The sequence below is a fragment of the Acidisoma sp. 7E03 genome (assembly GCF_054665075.1).
In genome coordinates this window covers 12,354-25,964 of record NZ_BAAFHE010000005.1, presented here as the reverse complement: position 1 = coordinate 25,964, position 13,611 = coordinate 12,354, and the positions used below count along the sequence as shown (strand labels likewise).

12 protein-coding genes are annotated in these 13,611 nt (G+C 63.2%); 3 read left to right on the top strand and 9 right to left on the bottom strand.

Translation table 11 applies throughout. From position 1 onward, the window contains the following. Window positions 1-4 precede the first annotated feature (4 nt). Window positions 5-2,281, bottom strand: coding sequence for a GumC family protein (locus tag ACYQ6W_RS09040; RefSeq protein WP_459674864.1), 2,277 nt, complete (start codon window positions 2,279-2,281; stop codon window positions 5-7). Between the two features lie 230 nt (window positions 2,282-2,511). Here ACYQ6W_RS09040 and ACYQ6W_RS09035 point away from each other — a divergent pair, with 230 nt between their 5' ends. Beyond that, the gene (locus ACYQ6W_RS09035) at window positions 2,512-3,384 is read left to right on the top strand and encodes a glycosyltransferase family 2 protein (RefSeq protein ID WP_459674863.1); all 873 of its coding nucleotides are present in this window, start codon (window positions 2,512-2,514) and stop codon (window positions 3,382-3,384) included. A gap of 6 nt (window positions 3,385-3,390) precedes the next feature. Here the strand turns inward: ACYQ6W_RS09035 and ACYQ6W_RS09030 are convergent, their stop codons facing one another. The 8 genes from ACYQ6W_RS09030 to ACYQ6W_RS08995 form a co-directional block, all read right to left on the bottom strand. Beyond that, the gene (locus ACYQ6W_RS09030) at window positions 3,391-4,530 is read right to left on the bottom strand and encodes a glycosyltransferase (RefSeq protein WP_459674862.1); all 1,140 of its coding nucleotides are present in this window, start codon (window positions 4,528-4,530) and stop codon (window positions 3,391-3,393) included. After that, window positions 4,514-5,038, bottom strand: coding sequence for a response regulator (locus ACYQ6W_RS09025; RefSeq protein ID WP_459674861.1), 525 nt, complete (start codon window positions 5,036-5,038; stop codon window positions 4,514-4,516). The genes ACYQ6W_RS09030 and ACYQ6W_RS09025 overlap by 17 nt, the downstream gene beginning before the upstream one ends. A 346-nt stretch (window positions 5,039-5,384) precedes the next feature. Beyond that, window positions 5,385-6,191, bottom strand: coding sequence for a LuxR C-terminal-related transcriptional regulator (locus tag ACYQ6W_RS09020; RefSeq protein ID WP_459674859.1), 807 nt, complete (start codon window positions 6,189-6,191; stop codon window positions 5,385-5,387). A 232-nt stretch (window positions 6,192-6,423) separates the two neighbouring features. Further along, the gene (locus ACYQ6W_RS09015; protein WP_459674858.1) at window positions 6,424-7,158 is read right to left on the bottom strand and encodes a response regulator transcription factor; all 735 of its coding nucleotides are present in this window, start codon (window positions 7,156-7,158) and stop codon (window positions 6,424-6,426) included. Window positions 7,159-8,208: 1,050 nt separating this feature from the next. Next, complete coding sequence (locus ACYQ6W_RS09010) at window positions 8,209-8,868, bottom strand: RraA family protein (RefSeq protein ID WP_459674857.1); 660 nt, start codon at window positions 8,866-8,868, stop codon at window positions 8,209-8,211. Between the two features lie 4 nt (window positions 8,869-8,872). Next, window positions 8,873-9,631, bottom strand: coding sequence for a FadR/GntR family transcriptional regulator (locus ACYQ6W_RS09005; protein WP_459674856.1), 759 nt, complete (start codon window positions 9,629-9,631; stop codon window positions 8,873-8,875). Then, window positions 9,628-10,554, bottom strand: a complete 927-nt coding sequence (locus ACYQ6W_RS09000; protein ID WP_459674855.1) for a carbohydrate ABC transporter permease — start codon at window positions 10,552-10,554, stop codon at window positions 9,628-9,630. Before ACYQ6W_RS09000 ends, ACYQ6W_RS09005 begins: the two co-directional genes overlap by 4 nt. After that, window positions 10,554-11,861 carry an ABC transporter substrate-binding protein gene (locus ACYQ6W_RS08995; protein WP_459674853.1) on the bottom strand — a complete coding sequence of 436 codons (1,308 nt, stop codon included), beginning with the start codon at window positions 11,859-11,861 and terminating at the stop codon, window positions 10,554-10,556. The genes ACYQ6W_RS09000 and ACYQ6W_RS08995 overlap by 1 nt, the downstream gene beginning before the upstream one ends. Before the next feature lie 162 nt (window positions 11,862-12,023). Between ACYQ6W_RS08995 and ACYQ6W_RS08990 the strand changes: the two genes are divergently transcribed. Together ACYQ6W_RS08990 and ACYQ6W_RS08985 are read left to right on the top strand one after the other, a co-directional pair. Beyond that, window positions 12,024-12,794 (top strand): SDR family NAD(P)-dependent oxidoreductase, encoded by a 771-nt coding sequence (locus ACYQ6W_RS08990; RefSeq protein ID WP_459674851.1) that lies wholly within the window; start codon window positions 12,024-12,026, stop codon window positions 12,792-12,794. Window positions 12,795-12,806: 12 nt separating this feature from the next. Beyond that, window positions 12,807-13,604: a carbohydrate ABC transporter permease gene (locus ACYQ6W_RS08985; RefSeq protein ID WP_459674850.1), complete on the top strand. Its 798-nt coding sequence runs from the start codon at window positions 12,807-12,809 to the stop codon at window positions 13,602-13,604. Window positions 13,605-13,611: the final 7 nt, after the last annotated feature.

Below are 13,611 nucleotides of genomic sequence, written 5' to 3'. Positions count from 1 at the left end.
AGCTTCAGGCCCGAGTCGGGTGGTAGCCGTCGTACTGCTGGAAGGCGTAGGAGATCTGGCCGCCGGCGCGCGCCGCCTTCTTCTGGTTCACCTGCGTCATGACGATGCCGAGGATCGGCGTGCGGCTTTGGCGCAGCAGGCGTACGGCGTTCGAAACGGCGTCGCGCGGGGTCTTTTCCCATTGCACAACTGCGAGGGCGGCATCGGCACGCTGGCCGAGGACGAGCGCATCCGAGACGGCGAGGACCGGCGGGGTATCCATGATCACCAGGTCATAGCGGGCGCGGGCATCGGTCAGCAGCGCTTCCATGCGGCTGGAGGCCAGCATCTCCTGGCTGTCGGCACGGGCCCGCCCGGCGAGGATCAGATCCAGCCGCGGGGCGGGGTGACGAACCAGCTTCTCGCTGTCGCCGATGGCGGCACCCGAGAGAATCTCGCACAGCCCAGGCCCCTGAGGCAGGCGGAAGTGGCCGGCCAGAGACGGGCGGCAGAAGTCGCATTCGAGCAGCAGCACCCGCCATCCCGCGGCCGCCATGTTCTGCGCCAGTCGCGCGGCGAGAATGGATTTTCCTTCCTTGGGGAGAGAGGAGGTGACCATCAGCGTCCGCGGGCGTTCGCCGCCCAACACGCGCATCTGGCCGCGAATGCGGTCCAGTGCCGCGATCATCGCTGACTCTGTGCGCTTGTTCCGGCCGGGTAGGAGGGGGCGACGCCGGTTTACCGCCGGCAACATGCCGACGAGCGGCAGACCGAGCACCGCCTCGATCTCTTCCGGGCGGCTGAAGCCGCCGCGCAGCCGCTCGAGCAGAACGGCGAGGCCGACACCGACAGCGAGCGCCAAGATCGCGGCGACGGCAAGGATCCGCATCCGCTTGGGTGAAGACGGCCCGAGCGGTGCCTCGGCGCTGGAAACGAGTGACGCATCCGGTTCCTGAATGCCAGCGACGTTGGCGAGCTGCGCCGCGCGCGTCAGGAAGCTCTCGTAGATCCTCCTCGTGGCGCGCGCCTGGGATTCGAGCGTGTTGAGGCCGAGCTGTGCGGCGTTTTCATCACCCACCGCGCCGCGCAGCTGGTTGAGCTGCCGCTCGAGCGCGGCCTTCTGGTCCCGCGCCGCCTGAACCTGCACGGCGAGACTGCGGGCAACCGCGGTCATCTCCGACCGCAGCCGGCCTTGCAAGGCATCGGCCCGGGCCTTGGCCGACTGCAGCTCCGGGTTGGCGGAGCCGAGCGAGGCGCTGAGCTCGGAAGCGCGCGCCGAGGCGGCGGCGGATTCCTGCACGAGCTGGCCGATGAGCGGCGAGGACAGGACCGCCGGTAGATCGGCCGGTGACACGTGACCTGCGATCGCCGCCTGTGCCTGGGCGAGAGCTCCTTCCTTCTCCGTGAGATCGCGTGACACCTGGACCAGCTCCGTGCTGGTTGCATCGAGCTGCTGCCGGTTCACCGTTTGCACCTGCGGGTTCGCAGAACCGTCGTCCGTCGACGGAGAGGCTTCTGCCAGGCCATGCGCGACACGATAGGCCTCCACCGCATCATCCTTCTGGCGCACCTCGTCGGCGAGGGAGGCCACCTGGCCTTGCAGCCAGTCATGGGCCCGCTGCATCGCCGCGTATTTCTCCTGCACCTTGAAGGCAAGAAACTGCTTCGCGAACTCATTGGCGATGCGCGCGCTGAGATCCGCGCTCTTGGTTGTGACGGCAATGCCGAGCAGGCGGGAGTGCGGTTGGTTGGAGAAGCTGATCTTGCTGCTGAGGATCGCAGAGGCGATGGTCTCCCGATCGCTCTGTGTCAGAGGCTGGCTGGGCTGCGGTGCCATCAGGTGGTGACGCGTCAGGAAGGCCTGGGCTTCGGCGCCGAGGCCGCCCGGCTTCGGCATGAACTCGGGATCTTTGGTCAGATCGAGTGCCTTGACTACACCCAAAGCAAGCGAGGGCGAGCTCAGGATATCGATCTGCGTGCGCATGAGGCTCGCGCTGTCCTCTGCATCGTTCGAGATGGCCTGGAGATCGCTCACCTGCGTGCGTTGCGGCTCGATGATGAGCGAGGCTTCGGCCGTATACAGCTTCGGCATCCGCTCGACGGCGGCCAAAGCCGCGCCTATGCCAAGGACGAGCGCGAGCACGATGAGCCAGAGGCGCCGACGCAAGATCGCAAAGAACCGGCCGAAGGGAACGGCGATCGGTTCGGCCGCAAAGCTCGCATCGAGCTGCGGTCCCGCCATCGCGAGCGACTCACGTCCGCTCATCGCGAGCGGAGAGCGATGAAATTCTTCGTCTTGCATGAAAGACACTCATCCTGATGCATCATGGGCGCGTTCGGTGTCGCGCCGCCGGCACAAGTAGCACCGTGTCCTGTAAATGCTCGATCATTCCTGTGGGCAGTTTTCCGGCTGAAAGATAACCCTTTCGGTTAGATCGACTTGGCGGAGCCACCGGATTAGCCAGATCAGACCAGCGATCAGGCAGTAACGACGAGGCTAGATCGCGGTCTTCACGAGATGCGGAGTGCAACGTGGCTCTCAAGATTGCGGTAGGTATTCCGACCGTTGGCCGAGCGGCCGTTCTGCAGGACATTCTTCGCCTGATGCCGCGGCAGACCCGGCAGCCCGACGGCATCTTTGTCTGCGGCAGCAAGCCGGATGACGTGGCCGGCCTCGACTCATTGCGCGACGTCACGGTGCTACTTGCGCCGGCGGGTCTGCCGCGCCAGCGCAACGCGCTGCTCAAGGCGGCCACGGATGCGGACGTCATGCTCTTCCTCGATGACGACTTCGTCATGGCGGAAGATTACGTTGCCGAGATCACGCGCGTCATGCAGACGGAGGCCGACGTCGTCGTCGCCACCGGCCATGTCGCGGCGGATGGCATCGGCGGGCCTGGGCTCTCCATCCCCGAGGCGGAGGAAGCCGTGCGTCGGGCAATCGGTCGGGCGCGCCAAGTGACGGCGACCTTTTCCGGCTATGGCTGCAACATGGCTGTTCGTCTCGCACCCATGCGTGCGCAGGAGATTTTCTTCGACGAGAGGCTGCCTCTCTACGGTTGGCAGGAAGACGTCGACCTGTCTCGTCGTCTGGGTCGCTATGGCCGGGTGGTCAAAGTGGAGGCGGCAGTCGGTGCGCATCTCGGCGTCAAGCTCGGGCGAAACTCGGGCTTGCGTCTCGGCTACTCGCAAGTCGCGAACCCACTGTATCTTGCTGGCAAGAAAGCAGGCTATCCACTCGGCCGAGCGCTGGAGCACATTGGACGAAATCTCGCAATGAACCTTCTCCGCGCGGCTCGCCCTGAGCCCTATGTCGACCGGCGCGGACGGCTTCGCGGCAATCTGCTCGCCATGCAGGATCTGCTGCGTCGGCGCATGATGCCGGAGCGCGTCCTCGACCTCTGAGGCGCCTCAGGCGGCGGCTCGGGCCGCCGCGGCAAGGTCAGGAAGCACGAACGACTGCGCCGATACCGCGTCATGCCCGGCCGCGCCCAGTCGCGCGCGCAGCGCCGCGTCTGCGGCCAAGCGCTGCAGCGCCTGAGCAGCTGCCGCGAGATCAGGCTCGGCCCACTGACTGCCGTGATAAACCGCGTCGGTATCCGCGACCGGTGTCAACCGGTAAGGCACGAGAAAGCTGTTGTCCGGCGTGGTGAAATCCATATTGCCGGACCATCCCGTCGCGACCACGGGGATGCCGCGCGAGAGCGCCTCTAACATCGGCAGGCCAAATCCTTCCGCCCGATGGAGGGAGAGCAGAACGTCGGCGCGCGCGTAGAGCGCATCGAGCGCCGCCTCGCTCAGAAACTCGCGGATCACCTGCACATTAGGGGCAGACAGGGCACCTCCGAGGCGCTGGTCCAGAGTCTCCATATCGGTGTCGCTCGCTGAGAGCTTGAGCAGAAGGCGCGCTTTCGCGTCTTGTCCGAACGCGGCCTGGAAGGCGCGAACGGCTCCTTCAGGGTTCTTTCGGGCGAAGCTCGACCGGCTGTCCGCCATCGCGAGGACGGTGAACTCTCCCCTCTGTTCTGCCTCTCGGCGGGCGGTCGCCGGTAGCCGATGGGGCACGACCGCTATGGGGCGCCGCATGGCTTTCCCAAGGCTCGCCTTGGCAAAGTCACTTGGCGCCCAGATCTCGTCGAGGATGGCGTCACACCCGATCCAGTCGGGAGGCGGATCCGGCAACTCCCACGCCCAGTAGCCGATGCGCCAAGCGTTGCGCGCGTGGGGCAAGACTGCCCCAACCAAACTCGCGGTCTGCGGGCCGCCTGAATGGAAGATGTAGGCGGAGGCGGGCTGGTGCGCCGCGCGATAGAACGGATTGCGCAAGGCCGGCGTCGCATCGACCATATCAACCCTAACGCCGAAGTCGCGGAGCGCACGCCATTGCAGCTCCGCGCCACGAGTGATGCCATTCTTCTTGCCAAAAGCAGCGACGATCGCAACCCGCTCGAAGCTACGCGGGCCCGTGTGCTTCCCCAAACGCTGGCGCACCCAAGTAGAACAGCCGGCCAGATAGCTTTCGCGCAAGTACCGCTTAAGCGTGCTCGTCATCGAGACTGGTTTCCGTCACGGTTCGGGGAAGGCGTGCCGCAGCGCGACGGGGCCGCGCTCGACGGGCAGAAGGGCGTGGTTGAGGTGGTTCCGTCAGGAGCAAGGCCATCGGAGCGAAGGTGCCGCCTTCCCGGGCGAAGACGAAGGACGAGATGGCCATGTCGACGGTGGTGGACTGCAAGGGCAGGTGTCCGCTCGCGCCCTGTCGAAGGGCATCCGCGAGAGCTGCCATCTCGGCCGGTGCGCTGCTGGCGCTGACCATGACGATCGGCTGATCGAATGCGGCGTTTCTCAAAGCGGCGACGTCCGACGAGAGTTGCGCGGTGCGCCCATGAACGTTGATCACAAGAAGATCAAATTCAGACGGTGTTGAAGACGCAATGGCCCTTTCGGCGCTATCGAAGGGTGTCACGCTCAGAGGCGATCCGCCCTGCGAGAATGCAGCCGTCATGCATTCTCGCGAAAGCTGATAAGGATCGATCAGAGCCATATGAATGACGGGATCCATCACCTGCTCAGCGCAAGAAAGCACGACGCAACGTCCAACCGAAGTGAGTGACGCGTCAGCTCGCGATCCTGGCGGTCGGCCGATCGTAAGCGTCCGTTGGGAGAACAAGGCAAAAATCTGGGCATGATCGGTTCGTCGCTCTCGGCTGCATGAGACGTCTCCCCAAGTAATCGAGTGCGCATAGGCAGGCAATTAACCTCCTATTCATCCCTAAGGAGGAGACAATCATGCGCAGTACAACTCTGCAAACGGTCCGGACGCGGCGTGTATGCCGGCCTTAATCGAGCCGACCCTGGCCGGAGGGAGACGGTTGGCGTCTCCCTCCTAGCGACGACCGGCGACGCGCTCAGGCACCCGAACGGTGTTCATTCATGGGATAGAGCTTGAGAGCATTGAACGCCGCCTGGGTCCGGTTGGTAGCGCCCATCTTCCGCATGATGTTGCGAATATGGACCTTGGCGGTGCTCTCACTCATGCCGAGTTCGTGCGCGATGATCTTGTTCGCCTTCCCCTGTTGAAGCTGTGCAAGGACGTCCCGCTGACGGCTGGTCAGGCGGAACTCGTTGTCTTCCGGAGGCGGCGCGGCGGGCGCCGGCTCGGAGAGCAGAAGGTCGACAGGGGCAAAGGTGCCCCCGGACTGCACGAAGCGGATGGCCGACAGCGTCATCCCAAGGCCCATGCTGCGGGTCGAGATGAACCCGCTCGCGCCGGCGCGCAGCGCGCCGCGGACGGTATTGATCTGACCCGACTCCTCAAGATCCGACAGAATTACGACGGGAAGATGCGGAGCGGCCTCTCGCAACTTCGTGATCTCCTCAAGGCACGCTTCATAGGAGTCGTGCGAGTGGAGCACCACGACGTCAAACTCCTTCACCTCCACAGCAAGAAGCTCCTCCGCCGAGGCGAAGGGCCGGATCACCAGCCGGGGCTGAGTTGCCGAGAGGACCTTCAGGATGCAATCGCGTGTGAGCGCAAAGCTGTCGATCCACCCAATGCGGGCATACTGGTCCGACCATTCCTCGGCAGGCAGATCTGCAGCTCCGAGCTTCACCCCTGCAAATGAATCGCCTGCACCCTCCGGCTGAGCCGAATTGATGTCGGACGCGCCGAAGACGGGCCAGGAACGTTCAACATGCGAGATCGACTGATCCATTGTGGCACCTCTGAGAAATTTCGTCGGGGCCACACTTATGTGCACCTACGGCAATTTCCCTAGTACGATTTTATCCATCGTCCGTCCGGGCGACAGGAGGAGGATTCCCCCACTCCCTGGCTGCCTGGACTAAGCCTTTCGATGAAACCTCCGGAGGTATTCGGAGTGCGATCCCGATGCCGTTCCATGACACGCACTAACAATCCGTTGCAAACTCAATTCAAAAGTTATCCTATTGTTGAGTGCCAAGAAACTGCTCAGCGTTAAGGGCAACTTGCGTGCGGTTGGCGACGCCCATCTTTTGCATAATGTTGCGGACATGCACTTTGACGGTACTTGCGCTCATGCCGAGTTCGTCGGCGATCAGCTTGTTCGGTCGTCCGTAGCGGATGAGATCCAATACGGCTTGCTCACGCTGGGTCAGTCGCGTTTCGCTGCCCCGCCGGTTGCTAACCGCGGGCGACGGCGCGCTGTCGAGGAACAGGAAGTCGCGCGGCACGAAAGTGCCGCCGGAATGCACCAGGCTGAGCGCCGAGATCATCATCTGCAGGCCCGTCCGCCGGGTCAGGATGAAACCCGAGACCCCCAGCGAGAGAATGTCCCGGACCAGCGTCGGCGGCAGCGTGATGGCATCGGACAGAACGACGAGCCTAGCTTCCGGATAGGCGCTGCGTACGGCCTCAAGATGAGTGATGTCGACGGTGGTTTCCCCGTGAGAGTAAATGATCACGAGGCCGGGCGACTGTTCGCCCGCCGCCAAGCACGCCTCGAGAGACTCAAAGGCTTGGATCGCGAGGCTGGGCTGGGCCGATAGCACGGCGGCCACGAGGCATTCGCGGCTGAGCCGAGCAGGGTCGAGCCAAACCATCGATGAAGGCGCGCCGTCCGTGATCACGCCCGGATCGCTAGCATCAAGGCCCACCGCTCTGCTCCCGAGAGCCGCGGAGGAGTCGGCATCGTTGGTCAAGAGTCTGTTCCTCGAATCACGCGATGGGCAGTTTTGTTGCATCGCAAAATCTGCCCTGATGCTGTATCGCTCGTGCGATGTTCATGTCCGGGCAGCGTGTGTGAGAGAAGCCTCAAACGGGGTTCCTGTCGCCGCGCGAAATGGTGGCCGGCTGCGAGCACCTCCAACGTGTACTAACGGTCTCGCAGACCGGTGAGAGAAGAATGACATCGTTTTTTTTATGCTGCTGGGGTGAAAGGGGCAGTTTACCCCTGCTGAAGGCCAAAATTCGGCTAAAAGACGTAATTTTTGTTTTCTATCGCAAAAATAGGACAAAAACATACGCCTAAAGGCTTAATACCACATGGCAGTGTTCATCACCCTCTGTTAGCATTTATCCCTCCATGTGCACACAAACGTGATGTGTCATGCACCACGCGACAGCCTGGTCCCTTCAAAGGTTGAAGAAGCTGAAACGATTGTTGTGAAGAGAGCTCGCGGAAACGCGAAGCGTATCATCAGGGATATCCTCAAAATCGTGGTGTTTGCAGAGTGCCGCCGAGTAGGCTGCGAACCTTCTCCTAAGGGAGAGGTTGGCGGCCTGTTCCAGTGAGGGGCGGGACGAGGCAGAAGTTTTGTGATGGATGCCGCGCGTCGGCCAGGCGGGGTCGCATTGGCTCTTCCGGCGTCAGACAGCACGTTCTGGGCAGCGGCACCGCCAGGCGCTCCTTCCTTCTACCGAGTGGCGAGCCTTTACGGCGCCCACGACGGATTGGATCTGGAAGGTGCCGCAGGTAACGGCAGTGTGATCAGTTGATCAGTGCCGTAGCGGCTGAACCGGCTTTGCTCTCTGGGGGTGCGCTGCGTCTTTCGCCACTTGGTTGCGCGAGGAAGTCCCTCTTGTCTGGACATTCGCCGTGGCCGGGATTGCAGGCTGAGGTTAGACCCGGTCCTGGTGAGCGGGGGCTCCGCCGCCTCGCTTCTACCCTTTCCGGCCGATTTCCTCTCGAGAAGACGGGGGGGGGGCGGCACGCGCCGAGAGACTTCTCGGGGCGCGGCCGCCTCCGGCGCTCACAAAATGCCGTACCGGTCGAAGACCTCGCGCAGGGAGGTGCCTTGGCGCAGAGCGGCCAGCGTATCGTTCTCGCCGCGGAGCTTTTCGGCGGCGAGCCGTAGCACCTCAGCTTCGATCGCCTTCGGCACCACAACCAGCCCGTCCGCGTCCCCGAACACGAGATCCCCAGTTTCGACGGCCACGCCCGCGCATTCGATCGGCACGTCGATCGCCATGACGCGCGCGCGTCCCTTGCTGTCGAGCGGCGCGACCCCGCCATGGAAGACGGGGAAGCCCATGGCGCGGATGGCCCTGATATCGCGCACGCACCCATCCATCACCGCGCCCGCAGCTCCGCGCACCTGCGAGGCCGTGGACAGCAACTCGCCCCAGGGCGCAACGCGCATCGGATTGCTGCAGGCGAAGACGGGGATCTCATCCGTCTTGAGCGTATCGATCAGCTCGATCTCAAGATCATAAGGATTCACGCCGGACTCGACATGATAGACTTCCATATAGGCGGCCGTACGCGCGCGGCCGACCATGATCTGCGCCTCGTCCAGCGGCCGAATGCGCGACGGCAGTGCTTGCCGTCGGTAGCCGGTTTGATCGAGACAATCCGAAAGGAGCGCGGAAAACATCGTTTCGCGCAGTTCCGCAATGGAAGGGGCGGTCATAGTCCTATCTCCTGTTGGCGGCATGCGCCGGGGCGCGCGGGGTTTTCTGCTGCGTGCGGCTTGCCTCCGCGACGTCCCGTTCGGAGGCGTTGACGAGGGTGAGCATGGCGGCGGAAGCCGCGGGGGCATCGCGTTGCGTGATCGCTTCCAGCACCATGCGATGCAGCGGCAGCGAAGCCTGCTGCCCCTGGGGTGCATCGAGCGACAGCCGCAACGTGATGTCGAGCGCGACGGTGATGGCCTGCCCGAGTGCCTGGAACAGTGCATTACCCACACTGCCGAGGATGAGGCGGTGAAAGCGGGCATCGGGTTCGAGAAAGCGCTGCGTATCCTCCCCGGCCGCGACCATGTCGGCCAGCGCCCCCGAAAGATCCCGCAGCTGGCCGGCGCCGATGCGGGTCGCGGCGAGCGCGGCCGCCGCGGGTTCGATGACGCGACGCAGTTCGAAGAGCTCGCGCACGAAGGTCTCGCGATCTCCTCCTTGCGAGCGCCAATGCAGTATGTCGGGATCGAGCAGATTCCACTCCGTCTCCGGCCGCACGCGGCCGCCGGCGCGGGAGCGGATGTCGATGAGATTCTTGCTGACGAGAACACGCAAGGCTTCACGCAGCACGCTGCGGCTGACGTCGAGCTTTTCGCACCACTCCGTCTCGTTCGGCAGGGGGGCGCCGGGCGGGTAGTGGCGGCTGAGAATGTCCTGCCCGATGGTGTCGACGACCTGGTCGACCAGGGACCGTTTGCGGCGGCGGGGCAGGGGCGTCATGCGGATGCCTTCCGGTAGAGCAGCATGAGGGGAGCGGTGACAATGCCGATCACGGCGAGCAGGACGACCCCAACGGTCGCTCCCATGCCGAAGTTCGTCTGATTGAAGGCGAGGCGGTAGATGTAAAATTCCATGGTGGTGGTACTAAAACCGGGCCCTCCCCCTGTCATGACAAAAATCAAGCTGAACAGCGCGGTGAAGGCCGCGATCAGAGTGATGATGCTGGTGAATACGATGAAGCGCGTCATCAACGGCAGGATGATGCGGCGGACGACGGAGAGGATGCCGGCGCCGTCGATGGTGGCGGCTTCGAAGATGCTGGTGTCGATGGTGGATAGACCGATCAGGAAGATCAGGGTGTTCTGGCCGATCTGCGACCAGATGAAGGTGAGGGCGATTGGAATGATCGCCGTGTGCACGCTGCCCAGAGGATCGATGTGGAATCGCCCAAGGCCGAGCAGGTCAAGGCATTGATTGATCATACCATCGGAAGAATAGACGCGGAGCCAGACGATGCCGACGACAACCCATGACAGGGTTGCGGGCAGGAAGATGAGTGCCCGCACCCATCGCCAGCCCGGCGGCTCCATGGCAATGACGATGGCAATGGCGAAGGGGAGGAGGACGGCGAAGGGCACGGCGAGCAGCAGGAGCAGGTTGTTGACCAGGACGCTCGCGAAATCGGGGCTGTGCAGCAGCGCCAGATAGTTGCCGATGCCGTTCCAACTGGCTTCCAGCCCATCCCATTGGGTCAGACTAAAATAGAGCGTCTGGCAGATAGGCAGGATGAGCAGGAAACCCCAGAGCACCAGAAGCGGCAGTGTAAAGGCAAGCCCCGCCCTTTGCCGGTGCCGCTGGAAACGGGCGCGCCGCCGGGAAGGCAGAGGCGAATTGCTAGAAGCGAGGCTTGCCGAGGCAGACATCAGTGCTTCTGGTCCGCAGGCAGGTTGTTCCAGGCGTCCTGCATTTTCTGCAGCGCGTCTGGCACCGTCATTTGCTGTGCGAAGGCGGCATCGAGCACACGCTGCCCGACATCGACCAGCGGTGGCTGGATGACGTTGTCGATCATCGGCACGGCCGTGAATCCCTGCTTCTCTGTCAGCGCGAAAAGATCGGCATAGAGCGGGTTGGCCGCGGCATAGCCATCCCGCGCCGGCACAAGACCGCTCTGCGCGAGGATCTTCTGCGCCTCTCCGCTCATCAGAAAGTTGAGGAAGGCCAAGGCATCCGCCTTGTTCTTGGAGGATTTGAGCAAGGACAGCCCATCCCCGGGCAGTTCCACCACGGTCTTGGTGGGCGTGTTGGAGAAGGGCAGCGGGAAGACGCCGAGGGACTGTCCCATCTTGTCGTAGAGCTGCTGAAGGTTCCAATTGCCATCGACGATCATCGCCGCCTTTCCGGCGGCGAATTTCATCAGGATGTCCGCAGTCGTCAGAACATCCTTGTTGGTGCATCCGTCCTTGTGGAGATCGGCCCACTTTTGCACCTGGGCGATGATCGCGGGCGAGGTCCAGGGGATCTTGCCGTTGACGAGACCTTCCCACTGGTCGACGGGATAGGCGCCTGCCATGAGATAGCTGAGATCGTAGAAGGGGTAGAATTCCGAGCTCAACGCTTGGCTGTCACTGCCGTAGAGCATCGGATCGACGCCGAGGGCGCGGATTTTTTGGCAGGCGGTGGCGAGTTCCGTCCAGCTCCGGGGCGGCCCGTCCAACCCCGCCTTCTTGATCAGATCCTTGTTGTAGAAGCCGATGTAGAACTGATCCTCCAGAGGCAAAACATAGAGCGCCTTCGACGTGTCGAAATCAGCCGAGGCCCACCGCAAGCCCTTCATCTGATTGAGTACCTCGGCCGGCAGCAGCGGCCGAAGATTCGCCAGTAGATGCGCATATTTGAGATCCCATACGCCGGTCCACATCACTGCGATGTCGGGCGCGGTGTGCGAAATGGAAGCGGCAGTGAGCAAGGCGAAGTAGTTGTCGGCCGGCTGACTGACGACCTTGACCGTGACGGTGGGGTCCGCCTTCTCGAAGGCAGCGACGACGGCATTGAGGGCTGTCGCATTCACCTCCGTTCCGTAGTTGTGCCAGATCGTGATGGTGCCGGCATCGGCGCCTGACGCTGCCGCCGCGACGCTCGCACCGAGGGCGAGCCCGCCCAGAACGAAATGTCGCAGCCTGGCTCGGAAGCTCTGGCGTCTGCCACACGGGGTATTCTGATGTCGCGTCATGGACTCTCCCTCCTCACAGTGGTTGCACGCACGCCGGGCTTCTTTGGTCTTCGAGACCGATCAGAACGTCCTTGAATAAAGCATATGATATGTTTTAATGGAGATGGCCCGCTGTCAACAAGAATCCGCAAGAGGGCGCTGGTTTCTGCCGAGGAGCATGCGATGGACATGAATGACGCCCTCTATCCCAGCTTGAAGGGCCGTCCCGTTCTGATCACGGGAGGGGCTTCGGGGATCGGCGAAAGCATCGTCGAGCATTTTGCGATGCAGCAGGCACGGGTGACCTTTCTCGACCGTCAGCGTGATGCCGGAGAGGCGCTGGCCGACCGCATCGGGGCCCGCGGGATGGATCGCCCCCTCTTCATTCCCTGCGACCTCAAGGACCTCGACTCGCTCAGCAGCGCCATTGCGCGGTCAAGCACGCTTCAAGGGGCGCCTCTCGTCCTCGTCAACAATGCGGGGAACGACGACCGGCACAAGATTGAGGAAGTCACACCCGCCTATTGGCAGGACAGGATGGAGACCAATCTGCGCCATCAGTTCTTCGCCGCTCAGGCGGTGCGGCCTGGCATGAAAACTGCGGGCGGCGGATCGATCATCAACTTCAGCTCGATCAGCTGGTTCGCTGGCGAGACGAACTACGTGGCATACGTCACTGCCAAAGCCGGGATCAGCGGGATGACCAAGGGGATGGCGCGGGAGCTTGGCCCGGAGCGTATTCGCGTCAATGCCGTGGTGCCCGGCTGGGTCATGACCAAGCGGCAGGTCGAACTCTGGTTGGACGAAGACGGCGAAAGGCAGATCAGAGAACGGCAATGCCTGCCGGACAAGGTGATGCCAGCCGATCTCGCACGCATGGTGCTTTGGCTCGCGGCCGATGACAGCCGCATGTGCACGGCACAGCATTTCGTCGTAGATGCCGGCTGGATCTGAGGCGATCGCCCGATGAAAGGATTGCTCGGCACCCGTGGTCGGTTCGCCGCCTCTTGCGTGCTCGGCCTGGTGCTGGTGCTGATGCTGTTTCCCTTCGTCACCATCGCGGAAGGCTCGCTGGACTATGCCGGCCATCTCTCCCTGCGCAATTGGCAAGTGCTGTTTCGGAGCCTGCCGGTCGCGCAGCAGCTGCTGAACTCGACGATCGTGACGGTTGGCTCGGTGGCCGTCATCCTCGTCGTCAGCGCGCTTGCGGCCTTCGCGCTGACCAAGCTGCGCGTGCCGCGCGGTGGCGCGCTGCTCGGCCTGATCGGCGCCAGCATGATGATTCCGATGCAGTCGATGATCCTCACCGAGTTCATCAACTTCGCTTCAATCGAGCTGTCGGGTAACTTTCTCTCGGTCATCGCGACCTATGCGGCGCTCGGCATTCCCTTCGGCACCTTCCTCATGACCTCCTTCATGCGCGATCTGCCGGACGAACTGGTGGAAGCTGCCGAGATCGACGGCATGCCCTATTGGCGCATCTTTCTCAGCGTCATCCTGCCCCTGTCCACGCCGGCGCTGCTGGCCGTGGGCGTGCTGCAATTCATCCAGATCTGGGACGATCTGCTGGTGGCGCTCATCTTCCTGCAGGAGCCCGCCGTGCGCACCATCACGGTGGGCCTCGCCGTGCTGCAATCGGGCAGGGTGCTCGATATTCCCGTGCTGCTCGCGGGCTCCCTGCTCAGCGCGCTGCCGGCGATGCTCGCCTATCTTCTCTTTCAGCGGGCGCTGATCGGCGGGCTCATGCTCGGCATCGGCAAATGACCCCGCT